Origin of the sequence: Nonomuraea sp. 3-1Str (assembly GCF_031570565.1) — a bacterium.
Lineage (GTDB): Bacteria > Actinomycetota > Actinomycetes > Streptosporangiales > Streptosporangiaceae > Nonomuraea.
Window position 1 is genome coordinate 603,947 of the sequence record NZ_JALHBK010000001.1, and the last position, 16,055, is coordinate 620,001.

Consider the following 16,055-nt stretch of genomic DNA (forward strand, 5'->3'; position numbering starts at 1 on the left):
GAGCATCCCCATGGCCGAAACTCCCGAAGAGCCTGCCTTCCAGCGGCTCGGCCCCGTCAACTGGCTCCCGGAAGAGCGCAAGGTCGTCGAGCGCTACGAGACCGAGCTGAGGGAGCTGCGCCGGCGCCTGGAGATCGCCGAGGCCAGGGCCGCCTACGCCACGTGGAAGCTGGAGGCCACCCAGGCCAAGCGGACGTTCAAGCTGGGCGAGGCGATCGGGACCAAGCGGCCCGGCAAGGTGCTGGAGGCGGTCAGGTCCAAGGACCGCGCCCCCAAGCCGCCTGTCCCGGTCAGCGAGGCGATCGAGACGGCCAACCACCGGCCGCCGCTCGTCGACGTGCCCGCCGTCAAGTGGCCCTCCGGCCCCGTCAACCGGCCCGACCTGAAGGTCGCGGTCATCCTGGACGACTTCTCCCGGATGGCGTTCCGCTACGAGTGGGACCAGATCGAGTTCGGGCTCAAGGACTGGCCGGAGATCTTCGCCGAGAAGCGGCCCGACGTGCTGTTCTGCGAGTCGGCCTGGCACGGCAACCAGGGCCGCTGGCGCTACCAGATGACCGGCACCAACGCGCCCAAGGAGCCGCTGCGTGACCTCGTGGCCTGGTGCAGGGCGGAGGGCATCCCCACGGTCTTCTGGAACAAGGAGGACCCGCCCAACTTCGACTTCTTCATCGACACGGCCAAGCTGTTCGACTACGTCTTCACCTGCGACGGCGACATGGTGCCGAAGTACCGCGAGGTGCTCGGCCACGACCGGGTGGACGTCCTCCAGTTCGCCGCCCAGCCGCGCGTGCACAACCCCATCCAGCAGAAGGAGGGGCGGCTGCACGACGTGGTCTTCGCCGGCATGTACTTCCGCGACAAGCACCCCGAGCGGCGCGAGCAGATGGAGGTCGTGCTCGACCCGGTCCGCGAGCTGGGCCTGCACATCTTCGCCCGCAACGGCGAGGTGGACGAGAAGTACGCCTGGCCGGAGAAGTACCGTCCGCACATCGTCGGCGAGCTGCCCTACGACCGGATGCTCGCCGCGTACCGGATGTACAAGGTCTTCCTCAACGTCAACTCCGTGCTGGACTCGCCGACCATGTGCGCGCGCCGGGTCTTCGAGCTGTCGGCCTGCTCCACCCCGGTCGTCTCCGGCTGGTCACGGGCCATCGAGGAGACCTTCGGCGACCTGGTGCCCATCGCCCGCGAGCCGATCGAGTCGTACAACCAGGTGCTGCACCTGATCAACAGCCCCGAGCTGCGCGCCCGGATGGGGCACCTGGCCATGCGGGAGGTGTTCGACAAGCACCTGTTCTCGCACCGGGTGGACCAGATCCTGGGCTTCCTCGGCCGGCCGGTGCCGTCGCGGTCGCGCTCGATCTCGGTGGTGCTGCCGACCAACCGCGCCTCGCAGATCGAGCACGCCATCTCCTCGGTGGCCCGGCAGATCCACCGGCCGCTCCAGCTCGTCATGGTCCTGCACGGTCTCGACATCGACCCGGTCGTGGTGGCGGACAAGGCGCGCATGGCGGGCATCACCGACGTCGTGGTCCTGCCGGCGGCGCCCGAGCTGTCGCTCGGCGCCTGCATGAACCTCGGCATCGCCGCCGCCGAGGGCGAGCTGATCGCCAAGATGGACGACGACAACCTGTACGGCGAGCACTACCTGTCGGACCTGGTGCGCGCCTTCGACTACACCGACGCCGAGCTGACCGGCAAGGGCGCCCACTACTCCTACTTCGAGGGCAGCAACACCACCATGCTGCGCCTGCCCGGCCTGGAGCACCGCTACTCGTTCCTCGTGCAGGGCGGCACGTTCCTCGGCAAGGCGGACATGTTCCGCTCGTACGGCTTCGCCGACATCACACGGGGCGAGGACACCCACCTCGTGCGGCGGCTGAAGGAGGACCGCGTCAAGATCTACTCGGCCGACCGGTTCAACTTCGTCTACTGGCGCAGCGCCGACGCGAGCATGCACACCTGGCAGGCCGACCACATCAAGCTGACCCGCAACGCCCAGTTCTCCTTCGTCGGCCGCCCGGACGACCACGTCCTCATCTGAAGCCCGAAGCCCCAAGGCCGAAGCCCGAAGCCGCGCGGCCGGCCCCGGCTGTGCGGTGGCGGGGGCCGGCGGGCGGCTCAGCCGTGCAGTTTCGCCAGACGTTCGTCGGCGAGCCGGCCGAGCTCGTACAGGCCCTCGCGTTTGACCTTGTGGCCCACCACGAGCAGGCTCATGACGGCCTTGCCCCGGCGGACCAGCACGGTGCCCACCTGGACGTCCTGGCCGCCGCCCGCGGCGGTGGTGAGGTAGGCGCGCGACTGGTCGCCGCGCCGCGGCATGGACAGCTCCCGTGTGCGGTAGGTCACCTTCGTGCCGTTGACGGCCGCCGTGTAGGAGGTGCACTGCTTCGGCAGCGGCGCCGGGAACCCGGGCGTGGGCATCGACACGATGGCCTCGGTGATCGAGCCCTTGTCGGAGGCGAACGCGACGACCGCGGCGGGGGCGCTCGCCACGGTCGGCTCGGTGGCGTCGAGCTGCGCCGCCTTGGCGCACTCCGGCCGGTCCGCGCTCGCGGCGCGGACCGCGGCCAGCCCCTTGCGGGTCGACTCCAGGGAGCCGAAGAACCCGGTCTCGGGCCCGTGGACCACCCGCATGCCCTGCGGCGGCGGCAGCAGGATGGCGCGGAGCCTGCCCGCCTCGGCGGTGGCGGCGGCGACCCGCGCCGGATTGGACCCGGACGCCCCGGCGCTCTCCCCCGCGGCGCATCCCGCCACGAGCGTCACGCCCGCGCATATCCCTGAGAACACCTTGAAGGTGGACTGACGATTCGACTCTCCCAGCATATTTCCGAACGCTAGAGGAAAGGGCTCGGGCGGGGCCGGGCAACAGCGCTATTCACGGAATCGCGCGGTTTCATGGCGGCCATATGCATTCACCCCCATTCCGGGGCGAGTTCCGGGCGACTTCCCGGGCGAGTTCCGGGCGAGTTCCGGGCGGGGGCGTCACCGTACGGTCGCCACCAGCGACGACCGGCGCCTCTTCCCCTCACCGGGCCGGAACGGGTGCACGCCCCGCAAAGCGGCAATTCACCGTGACAGGTCGCGCAAAATGTTTCTCGGGGCGCTGCGCGGCGTAGCGCCGCATTTGCCCGGCGTCATCATCATCCAGCACATGGGCGACATCGACCCGCGCCGGGCGCGCGACCTCGGGATGGACCGGCTGATTTCGCGCCGCGACTTCTTCGACGGAGTCGCCGTGACCGCGGGCGCGGCGGCGGTGGGCGCGGTCACCGGGATCCCGCTCCTGCGCGGCGGGCACGGCGGGGGCGGCCCGGAAGGGCGCGCGGAGATCCCCTACCCGCCGGCGCTCACCGGGCTGAGGGGAGACGACCCCGACGCGCTCAGCGTGCCGCACGCGCTGCGCGACGGCCGCTTCTGGGAGCACGCGGGCGCGCCCCACCCCACGGGTGAGGCCTACGACCTGGTGGTCGTGGGCGGCGGCGTCAGCGGGGTGGCCGCGGCCCACGAGTGGCTGCGGCGCGACCCCGGCGCCCGGGTGCTCATCCTCGACAACCACGACGAGATCGGCGGGCACGCGCGGCGCAACGAGTTCCGGGGCGGCGGGCGGCCGGGGCCGCTGATCGGGCCGGGCGGCTCGCCGTCGCTCGGGTCCCCCGAGGCGTGGACGCCCGAGGGCAAGGAGCTGCTCGCGCTCCTCGGCGTCGAGCCGGACACGCTCGCCGGCTACACCGACCGGACGCTCTATCCGGGTCTCGGGCTGCGCAGGGGCGTGATGTGCGACAAGGAGACGTTCGGGCACGACCGGCTGGTGCGGTTCGAGGCCGGTGTGCAGGCCGAGGAGTGGGTGAGCCGCCTGCCGATCGACGAGCGGGCCCGCCAGGACCTGGTCATGCTCTACACCGACCCGCCGGACTGGCTCGCGGGCCTGTCGCGGGAGGAGAAGGAGGGGCGGCTGGCGGAGCTGACGTACTCGGCGTTCCTGCTGGAGGTGTGCGGGGTCCACCCGGACGTGGAGCGGTTCTGCCGCACGATGCCCAGCGCCCGGTGGGGGTACGGGGCCGACTCCTTCGGCGCGATCGACGCCTGGGGCACCGCCCGCCACTGGGACTATCCGGGCTTCCAGGGGCTCGGGCTCGGCAGGGGCAAGCCGTCGCGGTTCAACTCGCCCACGGTCCGCAAGGAGTGGGACGCGGGGGCCCCGCTCCGCTTCCCCGAGGGCAACCAGGCGCTGGTGCGGATGCTGGTGGGCCGGATGATCCCCGGCTTCGCGGGGTCCACCTCCGCGGACGGCGTCACGGCGGCCTCCTACGACTACGGCCGGCTGGACCGGCCCGGCAACCGGGTGCGCTTCCGGCTGTCGAGCCCGGTCGTCTCGGTGCGCAACGACGGCGATCCGCGCGGCGCGGATCCGGAGGCCGCCTCCACGGCGACGGTCGGCTACTTCGACGGCTACCGGCTCCGGACCGTCAGCGCGGGGGCCGTGGTGCTCGCCTGCTGGCACACCGTCATCCCGTACCTCGTTCCCGAGCTGCCCGAGGACCAGCTGCGCGCGCTGCGGGCCGCGGTCAAGACACCCGTGCTGCACGCCACCGTACGGCTGCGCGACTGGCGGGCATGGCACGCGGCGGGGCTGCGGGCGGTCCGCTGGACGGGCGCGTACTGGTGTCAGACGGAGCTGGGGAGGCCGGTGAGCACTCCCGGCTACCAGAGTCCCAGGGACCCCTCTGAGCCGATCCTGGCGCATCTGGTGGCCGCGCCGTGCCGGTCGGAGCTCGGGCCCGACCGCGGGGCCGCCGCGGGCCGTCAGGCGCTGCTCAAGACCTCGTACGAGCATCTGGAGTTCACCGTGCGGGATCAGCTCACCCGGCTGCTGGAGCCGCACGGGTTCGACCCGGCCGCCGACATCGAGGCCGTCACGGTGAACCGGTGGGGACACGGGTACGCGCCCGAGTACCGCAGGCCGTGGCACGACTTCTACCCGGACGGGCCGTTCCCGGCCGAGGCCGCCCGGCGGCCGTTCGGGCGGATCGCGATCGCGAACGCCGACGCGGTGCCGGGCGCGGGGTTCGACGCCGCGGTGGCCGCCGCCCACCGGGCCGTCAGCGAACTGTCCCGTTGACCTCCACGGCCGCCAGGCTGGCCTCCCAGAGGCGCTCGGCCAGGGCCGGGTCGGCCATGGCGGCCGGCCCCCGCCGGGGCGCCCCGCCGGCGAAGTAGCGGCCCGCGCGCTCCGCCCCGTCGGCGTGGGTGGCGAGGTGGACGAGGGACCGCGCGCCGTGCTCCGGTGGTTTGGCGTACCCCGGCATGGCAAGGAAGATCCGCATGAGCAGCGAGCCGGAGGCGAACCCGGTGCGGATCACGCCCGGGTGGAAGCAGGTCGCCGCCACCCCGCGCGCCGCCAGCGCGACCGTGAACAGCGCGTTGGCCTGCTTGGTGTCGCCGTACTGGAGCCAGCCGTTCCACCGCCGCCGCTCCCGCGACAGGTCCGAGGGGTCGAGCCGGCCGGTCCTGCCGGCCCGCGACGAGGTGGTCACCACCCGGTCCACCCGGCCCGTCAGCGCCCGGGTCAGCACGAAGGGGGCCAGGTGGTTGACCTGAACCATGAGCTCGTGCCCGTCGGGCGTCACCTTCCGCTCCGTGCTCATCACCCCGGCGTTGTTGGCGAGCACCGCGATGCGCTCGTAGCGCTCGGCGAGCCGGTCGGCCAGCGCCCGCACGTCGTCGAGCGAGGTGTAGTCGCACGTCAGCACGTCGGCCCTGGGGCCGGGCAGCCCGCCCGCCACCTCGTCGAGCCGCCGCCGGTCACGGCCCACGAGCACCACCCGGTGCCCCCGGCGGGAAAGCCCGGCCGCCGCGGCGGCCCCGATCCCGGAGCTTGCCCCAGTAATCACGCTAATCATCCTGTTCCTCCCACTGCGCCGGAACCTTAAACGGTGCTAGTCTCCTGTGCGATCTTCCGGAGGTGTATTTACACAAAAGGTGGAAATGCCCCTCGACTCCGAGGTTGGGACATGGGCTCGCGTAACCGGTCAATTCGGTTCAAGATCTTCTTATTGCTGCTGCTACCCCTCCTGTCTCTGAGCGCGCTCTGGGGGTTCGCACTGAACCTCACCGTGGGCGACGGCCAGGCCCTCCTGCGGAGCAACACCGTGTACCAGACGGTCGGCCTCACCTCGACCGAGCTGGGCCTCCAGCTCCAGGCCGAGCGCGCGCGCTCCGCCGTGGCCGTCACCACCCGTAAGCTCACCCAGGACCTCGGCGCCCAGCGAGCCCGCACCGACAAGGCCGTCGCCGACTTCCGCCGCTCCACCGTCGAGGCCGGTGACGCCGTCGAAGGCGAGCTGCGCGGCCCCATCGACGGGCTCGACCGCGCCCTGTCCCGGCTCGGCTCCATCCGCGCCGACATCGACGCCGGCCTCAGCTCCCGCCTCATGGGCATCGACGCCTACAACGCCGTCCTCGACGCGCTCTTCCGCTTCTACGACCACATGGTCTCCGTGCCCGACCTCCCCCTCTTCCAGGTGGCCACGGCCATGCAGGCGATGGGCAACGCCCGTGAGGTCATCGCCCGGGAGCACGCCCTGATCAGCGGCGCCCTCATCGACGGGCAGCTCACCGACCCCGAGGCCGCCGCGTTCACCGAGTACGCCGCCGCCCGCAAGTTCCTGCACGCCCGCGGCATGGCCGGGCTCGACGTCGCACTGCGCGGGCCGTACGAGAAGGTGTTCGACGACCAGACCTTCCGCGACTTCGCCCGGATGGAGACGCGCGTGGTCACCACCGGCGCGCCGCCCCCCGACGGCGACGCCTGGAACGCCGCCGCCGGCCAGGTGATGACCCAGCTCGACCGGATCAACGCCGACTCCACCGCCGTCCTCGCCGAGCGCGCCACCAGCGCCGCCACCGTCATCCTGCTCCGCATCGCCGTCGCCGGCGTCCTCGGCCTGATCGCCGTCCTCGCCTCGATCATCATCTCCGTGCGCCTCGGCCGCCGGCTGGGCGCCGAGCTGTCCGGGCTGCGCGCCGCCGCGGTCGAGCTGTCGGACGAGCGGCTGCCCGCTCTCGTCGAGCGCCTGCGCCGCGGCGAGACCGTGGACGCCGCCAAGGAGACCAAACCGCTCAAGGTCAGCGGCTCCGCCGAGATCACCGACGTGGCCCGCGCGTTCGCCTCCGTGCAGTCCACCGCCGTACGGGCCGCCGTGGGGCAGGCGGAGCTGCGCCGGGGCGTGAGCCAGGTCTTCCTCAACCTCGCCCGGCGCAAGCAGGGCCTGCTGCACCGCCAGCTCGCGCTGCTCGACAGCATGCAGCGCCGCACCCACGACCCCGACCGCCTGGAAGAGCTCTTCCGCGTCGACCACCTCACCACCCGCATGCGGCGGCACGCCGAGAGCCTCATCATCCTGTCCGGCTCCGCGCCCGGCCGGGCCTGGCGCAAGCCGGTGTCCGTGCTCGACATCGTGCGGGCCGCCGTCGCCGAGGTCGAGGAGTACACCCGGGTCACGGTCGACACCATGCCGGCCAGCGCCATCGACGGCGGCACCGCGGCCGACCTGACCCACCTCGTGGCCGAGCTGGTCGAGAACGCCACCCTGTACTCGCCGCCCGACACCGTCGTCCACATCCGCGGCGACCTGGTGAGCAACGGGTACGCGATCGAGGTGGAGGACAGGGGCCTCGGGCTCTCGCAGACCGAGTACGCCGCGGTCAACGCGCGGCTGGCCCGGCCGCCGGAGTTCGACCTGGCCGACAGCGACAGGCTCGGCCTGTTCGTGGTCGGCAAGCTGGCCGAGCGGCACGGCATCCAGGTGCTGATGCGCCGCTCGCCCTTCGGCGGCACCACGGCGATCGTCCTGGTGCCGCGCACGCTGGTCAGCGAGCAGGCGGCGCTGACGGCCGGCGACGACGACCGTGAAGCGGCCCGCGAGACGGGCAAGGACACGGGCGGCAGCGGCCGGGGCACCGCCACCACGCTGCCCAGCCGTACGAGGAAGAAGAAGGCCCTCGCCGTCGTGAACGGCGGGACCCATGCCGGCCTGCCCACGCGGGTCCGGCAGGCAAACCTGGCACCCCAGCTCCGGCCGGACCCCCAGCCGGAGCCGGAGCCGGAGCAGAAGACGGAACGCTCTCCCGACGAGGTACGCGATCTGTTCTCCGCGTTCCAACGGGGAACCCAACGTGCCCGAGAAGAAGCAACAGAGGAGGGGGAGGCATGAGCGCGCCCACGACCAACACCGGTGAACTGAACTGGCTGCTCGACGACCTGACGACCAGGGTCGCCGCGGTCCGGCAGGCGGTGATCCTGTCGACCGACGGCCTCGCGGTGGGCTACTCCAAGGGCCTGAGCCGGGAGGACGCCGAGCACCTGTCCGCCGTGGCGGCGGGGTTCCAGAGCCTCGCCCGCGGCACCGGACGCCACTTCGGAGGCGGGGACGTCCGCCAGACCATCGTCGAGATGGAGTCGGCGTTCCTCTTCGTGACCGCGGCCGGCAAGGGCACCTGCCTGGCCGTGCTGGCCGAGGCGAACGTCGACGTCGGGCACATCGCCTACGAGATGGCGATGCTGGTCAAGCGGGTGGGCCAGCACATCTCGACCAACCCGCGAGCGACGGCGCCATGACGGAGACCCCCCAATGGCTGGACGAGGCGGCGGGGCCGATCGTCCGGCCCTACGCGCTCATCCGCGGCAGGACCAGGTCGTCGGGGGACGCCTTCGACCTCATCGCCACCGTGAGCGTCGTCGGAGAGCCCTCCGACGAGGTGGCCGATGAGCTCGGGCCGGAGCAGCGGCTCATCTTGCGGGTGGCGCGCGACCCGATCTCGGTGGCCGACGTGGCCGTCGAGATCGACCTGCCCATCGGGGTCGTCCGGGTGCTGCTCGGCGATCTGCGTGACAACGGCCTCATCTCGGTGACATCCCCCTCAGCGGCCAGGCCGCGTCCGAGCGAGGGCATTCTCAAGGAAGTGATCAATGGACTCCGGGCTCTCTGACGACCCCGTGGCGCTGAAGATCCTCATCGCGGGGGGCTTCGGCGTCGGCAAGACCACCCTGGTGGGCGCCATCAGCGAGATCAAGCCGCTACGCACCGAGGAGGTGCTGTCCGAGCGCGGGATCGGCGTGGACGACATCGACGGCGTGGAGGCCAAGACCACCACCACCGTCGCCATGGACTTCGGCCGCATCACCATTCGCGAGGGGCTGGTCGTCTACCTGTTCGGCACGCCGGGACAGGAACGGTTCTGGTTCATGTGGGACGAGCTGTCCTACGGCGCGCTGGGAGCCGTCGTCATCGCCGACACCCGGCGGCTGACCGACTGCTTCCCGTCCGTGGACTACTTCGAGCAGCGCGGCACGCCGTTCGTGGTGGCCGTCAACTGCTTCGAGGACGCCGAACAGCACAGCGTGGAAGACGTGCGGATCGCGCTCGACCTGGACCCGGACGTGCCGGTGCTGCTGTGCGACGTGCGCCGGCGCACCTCGGCGAAGGAGGTCATGGTCACGCTGGTGGAGCACTCCCTGCGGACCCTGACCGCGACAGGCTAGCGTCCCGGCGCCCGCCCCCCGGCGAGGCGCCCGTCCGGCCCTGGCGGGCGCTACAGCGCCCGCAGGCCGTTGATGACCTCTCTGAGCAGGTTCTCCGTCGCCCCCGTGCCCTTGGCCAGCGGCGGGCGCACCGAGACCAGCCCGTAGTGCAGCAGGTCGCCGAGGAGCACCCGTACCACCCCCACGGGCAGTTCGAGCTCCGCGGCGAGCTCCACCACGGGTCTGGCCTGCCCGGCGACGCAGCCGATCAGCCGCCGGTGCTGGCCGCTCAGCTCCGCCTTGGCCGGCGCGGGCAGGCCGCTGGCGACGACGTTCGCCAGCAGGTCGATCTCCGGGGCGGAGGACCTGGTGCGTCCGCGGGCGACCGCGTAAGGTCGCACGACCGGCCCGGCCTCCTCATCCACCCACTCGGGCTCGCGGCTCACGATCGAGTTCCCCCATCCTGGTCGCTGTCCTGGCGCCCGCGCCGCCAGCCCGACTGGAGGGAGGACAGCAGGGCCCTGGCCTCCTCGGGCGAGCGCTCGTCGGCGGACCGGGCGGGCTGCTGCGTGCGGGTACGGGACGGCAGTGCGGACTCCTGCTGGCCGCCCTGGGCGGGCAGGCCGGCGCCCTGCTGCTGGAGCTGGGGCGGCAGGTTGGTCTGCCGGACGCGGCGGGGCAGCCCGGAGTCCTGGGGCTGCTGCTGCGGCGCCGAGGCGCGGCGGGACGTGCGGACGCGGCGCGGCAGCGCACCCGGCCCCGTGGTGCCCGTGCCGCCTTCCAGGGCCCCGGAGAGCCGCTCGGCCCCGTCGGCGTCGTGCCTGGCCATCGGCACCGACACCGGCTCGAACTCCGGCATGTCCAGCGGCGGCGGCAGCAGCTCCACCAGCATCGACGGGACGAGCACGATCGCCGTGGTCCCGCCGTAGGGTGACGGCTTGAGCGTCACCGAGATGCCGTGGCGGGCGGCGAGCATGCCGACCACGGCGAAGCCGAGCTGCTCGGTCTGCGACGGGTCGAAGTCGGGCGGGCTCGCCAGCCGCAGGTTGATCGCGTCGCGCTGCTCCGGCGCCATGCCGAGGCCCCGGTCCTCCACCTCGACCGCGAAACCGCGGCCGACCATCTCGCCGCGCACCGACACCTCGTTGTCGGGGGAGGAGAACGTGGCCGCGTTCTCGATCAGCTCGGCGAACAGGTGCATGAGGTCCGCCACCGCCGAGCCGGAGAAGCCGGCCTCGGGCATCGGGTAGACGCGGACGCGGGTGTACTCCTCGACCTGGGCGGCGGCGCCGTTCAGCACGTCCTCGACCGGGATGGTGCCGCGCCAGCGGCGGCCGGCCGAGCCGCCCGACAGCAGCACCAGGCCCTCCGCGTGGCGGCGCATGCGGGTGGTGAGATGGTCGAGCTTGAACAGCCTCTCCAGCGCCTCCGGCTCCTCGGTCTGGCGCTGCATGTCGTCGAGCAGCCTGAGCTGGCGCTGGAGCAGCGTCTGGCTGCGCCTGGCCAGGTTGCGCAGCGCCTCGGAGACGCCCTGGCGGAGCCTGGCCTGCTCGACGGCGGCGTCGACGGCGGTCCGCTGGACGCTGTCGAAGGCCGCCGCGAGGTCCTGGACCTCACTCGTGGTCTTGTCGGCCACCGTGATGGGCGGCGCCTCGGCGTCCACGTCCACGTTGTCGCCCTGGCGCAGCCGGGTGACCACGTCGGGCAGCTTGATCTCCGCCAGGTCGAGCGCGCTGCGGCGCAGCGTCCCGAGGTCGTGGGCGATGCGCCGGCCGGCCCGGATGGAGACGACGAGGGAGAAGATGACGGCGAGCAGCCCCAGCGCGCCCGCGATGGCGGCGCGGACGATGATCGTGATGCCGGCCGGCTCGATCCGCGCGAACAGCGCGTCACCGGTGCGCCAGATGGCCTCGGTGTAGTCCTTCAGCACCGGGTCGGCCAGCTCGCGCCACATCTGCATGTTCACGGGCTCACCCATGACGTATGACTCCAGCGCCCGCTCCATCGTCGCGAAGCGGGAGGAGCCGGCCACCTTCCGCACCCCGGCGCTCAGGTCGGCGTCCATGTTGGCCATGGCCGTCGGGAAGAGGTTCTGCCGGGCGCCGTCGATGCGGGCCAGCATGTGCAGGTCCGACATGGACGGCTTGCCGTTCGCGGCCACGATGAGGGCGTTCTCGCGGCTGAGCAGCTCGCGGACCTCGTCGGCGGCGATCAGGCCGTGGCTCTGCCGGGCCAGCTCCACGTCGGTGCTCACGGTGAACGTGGCGTACATGAGGTGGACGGCATCGGAGATCTCGGAATACTGCTCGATCAGGGCCGAGGGGGTCATCCTGCCGCCGTCGACCTGGCGCCGCACCTCCGGCAGGCGCTCGATCGCCTGGTACGCCTTCTTCAGCCGGTCGCGCATCTCCGGCGTCATGGCCGACTGGGTGCCCGGGGCGGCGCCGTTCTCGACGAGCTTGGCGCGCACCCGGTCGACCTTGGCGCGGGCCTCGGTCAGCGCGGCGGGGTCGGTGGCGGTGCCCGCGAGCCGCTCGGCGGAGGCCAGCCGCTCCTGCTGGAGATTGCCGACCACACCGTCGGCGTAGTTGATCACTCCGGTCCAGAGAGTCTGCGCCTTGAGGAGGTTGACGGCCTCGCCGATGGTGGTGCTGGCGGCGAACGCCCAGAGCGCGACGAGAGAGACCAGGGGGATGACGAGCAGTGTCGAGATCTTGAATCTTATGGATCTGCCCGATGCCATGGTACCTGCTCCCGGATAGAAGATCGCGGGAGAGAATAGCACCGATACGGGTGGGTTTAAGATCAACTAGCGATAAATCTGTGGTAAGTCAGGAAATTTGCGTCTTTTCCGATCGTCCGGGCCCAGGCCAGCCGGGCCAGCCACCCGGCCAGGACCAGCAACAACGCCACCTCGGCGCCCAGCAACAGCCGCTCCACCAGCCCGATCATCACCCGTCCGCCGGGCAGCGCCACGTAGGTGATCGCCAGCAGCCCCAGCCCCCCGGCGAGCGCCAGCCACTCCACCACCCGCGCCACCGGCTTCCACGCCGCGTCGGCCGCCAGCCTCGGCACCATGAGCGCCGCCGCCGCGGGCAGGCTCACGAACGCCGCCACCGACACGTACCGGTGGATCTGCGCGGTCAGCGTCAGGTCCTGACCGATGGGCGTGGTCGGCACCACCGCCGCGACCACCAGCGCCACCGACCACACCAGCAGCAGCCGCTCGGGCGTGCCGCGGACCGGCGCCCCCACCGCCCGCAGCCCGCCCAGCAGCGCCAGCGACCCCAGCCCCAAGACGGCCATCGCGACCTCCGTGACGCCCCCGCGGTCGGACACGGCGTACTCGCTGATGGTCACGTTCAAGGGGTCGAGATACGGGTCGGGACCGAGCTGGCCGGCCACGACCGCGACGACGGCGAACGCGATGGACAGGCACGCGACGAGGGCGTAGACCCCCGCCCGCGCCCCGCCGAACCCTTTGAACCGGCTCCCGGCCGACGGCCGCGCCGTCCCCTCCGGCGCGGCCGTGACACGGCTCGTGGTCGCGGGGGTCCTGTCCTTCACTGCTGTCATGCCCCAACCTTCCCGTCCCGGCCGGGCCCCGGGCATCAGGCCACACCCCGAACGCGCCCCTGATCCCTTCCCGGGGTCCCCTAGGGGGCCGTCGGGGGATCGGCCGGGGTCAGGGCAGGTATCAGGGGGTACGTCAGCCCGAGGGCTCACATGACACACAGGCGAACACCCGACGAGAGGGACGTACCTCATGAGTGAGCACATCCTGGAGCCTGAGGCACAGGAGATCGCGGACGCGACCTCCAAGCCCCCGTTCCTGTACGAGCTGGGCCCCGAGGGCGCCCGGAAGGTCCTCGACGACATCCAGGCCGCCCCGATCGACAAGCCCGACGTCGACGAGAAGTGGATCACCGTGCCGGCCGAGGTGGGGGACGTCCGGGTCCGCATCGTCAAGCCCGCCGGCGCCGGCGGCCCGCTGCCCGCCGTCCTGTACGTCCACGGGGGCGGCTGGATCCTCGGCAACGCCGGGACGCACGACCGGCTCGTCCGCGAGCTTGCCGTCGGCGCGAACGCCGCCCTCGTCTTCGTCGAGTACGAGCGCTCCCCCGAGGCGCAGTACCCGGTCGCGATCGAGCAGGCGTACGCCACCGCGCGCTGGATCACCCGGGACGGCGGCTCGGAGGGGCTGGACGCCTCTCGCCTCGCGGTCGCGGGCGACTCCGTCGGCGGCAACATGGCCACCGCCCTGGCCATCCTGGCCAAGCAGCGCGGCGACGTGACCTTCGTCCACCAGTCGCTCTACTACCCGGTCACCGACGCCGCCCAGGACACCGGCAGCTACCGGGAGTTCGCCAACGGGCCCTTCCTGACCGCCAAGGCCATGGCCTGGTTCTGGGACGCGTACCTGCCCGACCACGGCAAGCGCGGAGAGATCACCGTCTCGCCGCTGCGGGCGAGCGTGGAGGACCTCGCCGGCCTGCCGGAGGCGCTGGTGATCGTGGACGAGAACGACGTGCTGCGCGACGAGGGGGAGGCGTACGCGCGCAAGCTGGTCGCGGCCGGGGTGCGGACGACGTGCGTCCGCTACAACGGCATCATCCACGACTTCATGATGCTCAACCCCGTCAGGAGCTCGGCCGCCGCGACGGGCGCCGTCGAGCAGGCCGTCCGCGTGCTGCGCAAGGCACTCGGCACCTCCTGACGCCACCCGGCAGATCACCCGCCGCCTGGACCGGCCGTTCGTCCGCATCGGGCGGCCGTGCGGACGGGGGCGTCCGTCCGCATCGGGCGGCCGCCCGGAGGGGGCGTTCTTCTAGAGCGGGCGGTCGAGGACGTGGGGGCGGGCGGCGGCGTAGCGGTGGCGGATGTCCGGCACCGGGTCGGCCTCGTAGGCCGCGGCGTCCTGCGACGACCAGTCCACCTCCGCGTCCAGCAGCCGGGCCGCCTGGTAGGCCGCGCCGTCGGCGACGTACTCGCCCGGCGGCGGAGCCAGGACGGGCCGGCCGAAGACGGTCGGCGCGATGCGGCGGACCGCCTCCGAGCGGGCCCCTCCACCGATCAGCAGGACACGCTCCGGGACGTGGCCGAGCGCGTCGAGGCCGTCGGCCAGGCCGCACAGCATGCCCTCGATCGCCGCCCGGGCCAGGTGGGCCGGGGTGGAGGTGGCCAGGGTGAGGCCGTGGACCGCTCCCGTGGCGTTGGGCTGGTTGGGGGTGCGCTCGCCCTCCAGGTACGGCACCAGCGTGAGCCCACCGGCTCCCGGCGGGGCCTGGAGCGCCAGCTCGCCGAGCCGGTCGAGGCCGACGCCCGTGAGCCGGGCCGTCGCGTCCATGACCCGGGCCGCGTTCAGCGTGCAGACCAGCGGGAGGAAGCGGCCCGTAGCGTCGGCGAACCCCGCCACCTGGCCGCTCGGGTCGGCACTCGGCGCGTCGGAGACGGCGAACACGGTGCCGGAGGTGCCGAGGGACACCACGACGTCGCCGGGCCGCGCGCCCACGCCCAGCGCGGCGGCCATGTTGTCGCCGGTGCCCGGCGCGATGCGCGTCCGCCCCGCCTCGCCCCCGGAGCCGGCCTCCCCGTGCGGCGCGGTGGCGGCGTCGGCCACCGATCCGAGGACGCGGGGCAGCAGTGGCACCGCGCCGAAGGCAGCCTTGAGCAGATCCGTCCGGTACGTCCCGGTCGCCGGTGACCAGTAGCCGGTGCCGGAGGCGTCGCCGCGGTCGGTGGTCAGGTGGTCGAGCGGCGGCGGCGGCGCGTCGGCCCACGCGGCGAAGGGCAGGCCGAGCACTCCCGCGAGCCGCCAGGTGAGCCAGTCGTGCGGCAGGCACACGGCGGCCACCCGGCGGGCGTTGTCCGGCTCGTGCTCGGCCAGCCAGCGCAGCTTGGTGATCGTGAACGACGCCACCGGCACGCTGCCCACCGCCTCGGCCCATGCGGCGGGGCCGCCGAGCTCGGCCACGAGGGCCGCGGCGGCGTCCGCGGAGCGCGTGTCGTTCCAGAGCAGCGCCTCGCGCACGACCTGGCCGGCCTCGTCGAGGCAGACCATGCCGTGCTGTTGTCCCGCCACGCTCACGGCGGCCACGTCGTCGAGCCCGCCGGCCTCCTCGACGGCCCGCAGCAGGGCGGCCCACCAGTGGGACGGGTGGATCTCGGTGCCCTCGGGGTGGGCGGCCCTGCCCTGCCGGACGAGCCGGCCGGTGGCGGCGTCGCGGATGACGACCTTGCAGCTCTGGGTCGAGGAGTCGACCCCGGCGACGAGCGTCATGCGGTCACGCCCGGCACGCCGCACGGGAGAGGAAGGTGAATGTTAGCGCTACCCATGGCCCTGATGCTGCACGAACCTGCCCGGAGACCACAACCCCGGGCACCCCATTCCCCCACACCAGGCGCCACCGGCGGAACGCCGGAGGCCCCCGTCGCCCTGCGCCAGGGCCCCCGCGCCGGAGACCCCCCGTCGCGGACCCTGCGCCACGGCCCCCGCGCCGTGGACGGGCGTGACAGACCCTGTGCCACG

At 72.7% G+C, this 16,055-nt stretch carries 13 protein-coding genes; 7 read left to right on the top strand and 6 right to left on the bottom strand.

The window, feature by feature from the left end; all coding sequences use genetic code 11:
* The first annotated feature begins 10 nt into the window (after positions 1 to 10).
* Positions 11 to 2,047 carry a glycosyltransferase gene (locus MTP10_RS03190; protein WP_310707413.1) on the top strand — a complete coding sequence of 679 codons (2,037 nt, stop codon included), beginning with the start codon at positions 11 to 13 and terminating at the stop codon, positions 2,045 to 2,047.
* 77 nt (positions 2,048 to 2,124) lie between these two features.
* Here MTP10_RS03190 and MTP10_RS03195 read toward each other — a convergent pair whose 3' ends face one another.
* Positions 2,125 to 2,769, bottom strand: a complete 645-nt coding sequence (locus MTP10_RS03195; RefSeq protein WP_310707414.1) for a hypothetical protein — start codon at positions 2,767 to 2,769, stop codon at positions 2,125 to 2,127.
* Between the two features lie 388 nt (positions 2,770 to 3,157).
* On the opposite strand from MTP10_RS03195, the gene MTP10_RS03200 reads away from it, so the two are divergent.
* Positions 3,158 to 5,125, top strand: a complete 1,968-nt coding sequence (locus MTP10_RS03200; protein ID WP_310707415.1) for an NAD(P)-binding protein — start codon at positions 3,158 to 3,160, stop codon at positions 5,123 to 5,125.
* Here MTP10_RS03200 and MTP10_RS03205 read toward each other — a convergent pair.
* Positions 5,106 to 5,906, bottom strand: coding sequence for an SDR family NAD(P)-dependent oxidoreductase (locus MTP10_RS03205; RefSeq protein ID WP_310707416.1), 801 nt, complete (start codon positions 5,904 to 5,906; stop codon positions 5,106 to 5,108). The genes MTP10_RS03200 and MTP10_RS03205 overlap by 20 nt on opposite strands.
* 153 nt (positions 5,907 to 6,059) lie before the next feature.
* On the opposite strand from MTP10_RS03205, the gene MTP10_RS03210 reads away from it, so the two are divergent.
* Genes MTP10_RS03210 through MTP10_RS03225 form a run of 4 tightly spaced genes read left to right on the top strand, consistent with a single transcriptional unit; the run spans position 6,060 to position 9,547 of the window.
* The gene (locus tag MTP10_RS03210) at positions 6,060 to 8,219 is read left to right on the top strand and encodes a nitrate- and nitrite sensing domain-containing protein (protein ID WP_310707417.1); all 2,160 of its coding nucleotides are present in this window, start codon (positions 6,060 to 6,062) and stop codon (positions 8,217 to 8,219) included.
* Positions 8,216 to 8,623 carry a roadblock/LC7 domain-containing protein gene (locus MTP10_RS03215; RefSeq protein WP_310707418.1) on the top strand — a complete coding sequence of 136 codons (408 nt, stop codon included), beginning with the start codon at positions 8,216 to 8,218 and terminating at the stop codon, positions 8,621 to 8,623. The genes MTP10_RS03210 and MTP10_RS03215 overlap by 4 nt, the downstream gene beginning before the upstream one ends.
* Positions 8,620 to 8,994: a DUF742 domain-containing protein gene (locus tag MTP10_RS03220; RefSeq protein WP_310707419.1), complete on the top strand. Its 375-nt coding sequence runs from the start codon at positions 8,620 to 8,622 to the stop codon at positions 8,992 to 8,994. Before MTP10_RS03215 ends, MTP10_RS03220 begins: the two co-directional genes overlap by 4 nt.
* Positions 8,975 to 9,547 (top strand): ATP/GTP-binding protein, encoded by a 573-nt coding sequence (locus MTP10_RS03225; RefSeq protein ID WP_310707420.1) that lies wholly within the window; start codon positions 8,975 to 8,977, stop codon positions 9,545 to 9,547. The genes MTP10_RS03220 and MTP10_RS03225 overlap by 20 nt, the downstream gene beginning before the upstream one ends.
* Positions 9,548 to 9,597: 50 nt before the next feature.
* Here MTP10_RS03225 and MTP10_RS03230 read toward each other — a convergent pair whose 3' ends face one another.
* The 3 genes from MTP10_RS03230 to MTP10_RS03240 form a co-directional block, all read right to left on the bottom strand.
* The gene (locus MTP10_RS03230; RefSeq protein WP_310707421.1) at positions 9,598 to 9,972 is read right to left on the bottom strand and encodes a DUF742 domain-containing protein; all 375 of its coding nucleotides are present in this window, start codon (positions 9,970 to 9,972) and stop codon (positions 9,598 to 9,600) included.
* Positions 9,969 to 12,269, bottom strand: a complete 2,301-nt coding sequence (locus MTP10_RS03235) for a nitrate- and nitrite sensing domain-containing protein (protein WP_310707422.1) — start codon at positions 12,267 to 12,269, stop codon at positions 9,969 to 9,971. Before MTP10_RS03235 ends, MTP10_RS03230 begins: the two co-directional genes overlap by 4 nt.
* Positions 12,270 to 12,331: 62 nt before the next feature.
* A complete protein-coding gene (locus MTP10_RS03240) occupies positions 12,332 to 13,102 on the bottom strand; it encodes a DUF998 domain-containing protein (RefSeq protein ID WP_310707423.1) in 771 nt (256 codons plus the stop codon).
* 190 nt (positions 13,103 to 13,292) lie between these two features.
* Here MTP10_RS03240 and MTP10_RS03245 point away from each other — a divergent pair, with 190 nt between their 5' ends.
* Positions 13,293 to 14,243 (top strand): alpha/beta hydrolase, encoded by a 951-nt coding sequence (locus MTP10_RS03245; protein ID WP_310707424.1) that lies wholly within the window; start codon positions 13,293 to 13,295, stop codon positions 14,241 to 14,243.
* A 111-nt stretch (positions 14,244 to 14,354) separates the two neighbouring features.
* Here the strand turns inward: MTP10_RS03245 and xylB are convergent, their stop codons facing one another.
* A complete protein-coding gene (xylB, locus tag MTP10_RS03250) occupies positions 14,355 to 15,806 on the bottom strand; it encodes a xylulokinase (protein ID WP_310707537.1) in 1,452 nt (483 codons plus the stop codon).
* Positions 15,807 to 16,055 lie beyond the last annotated feature (249 nt).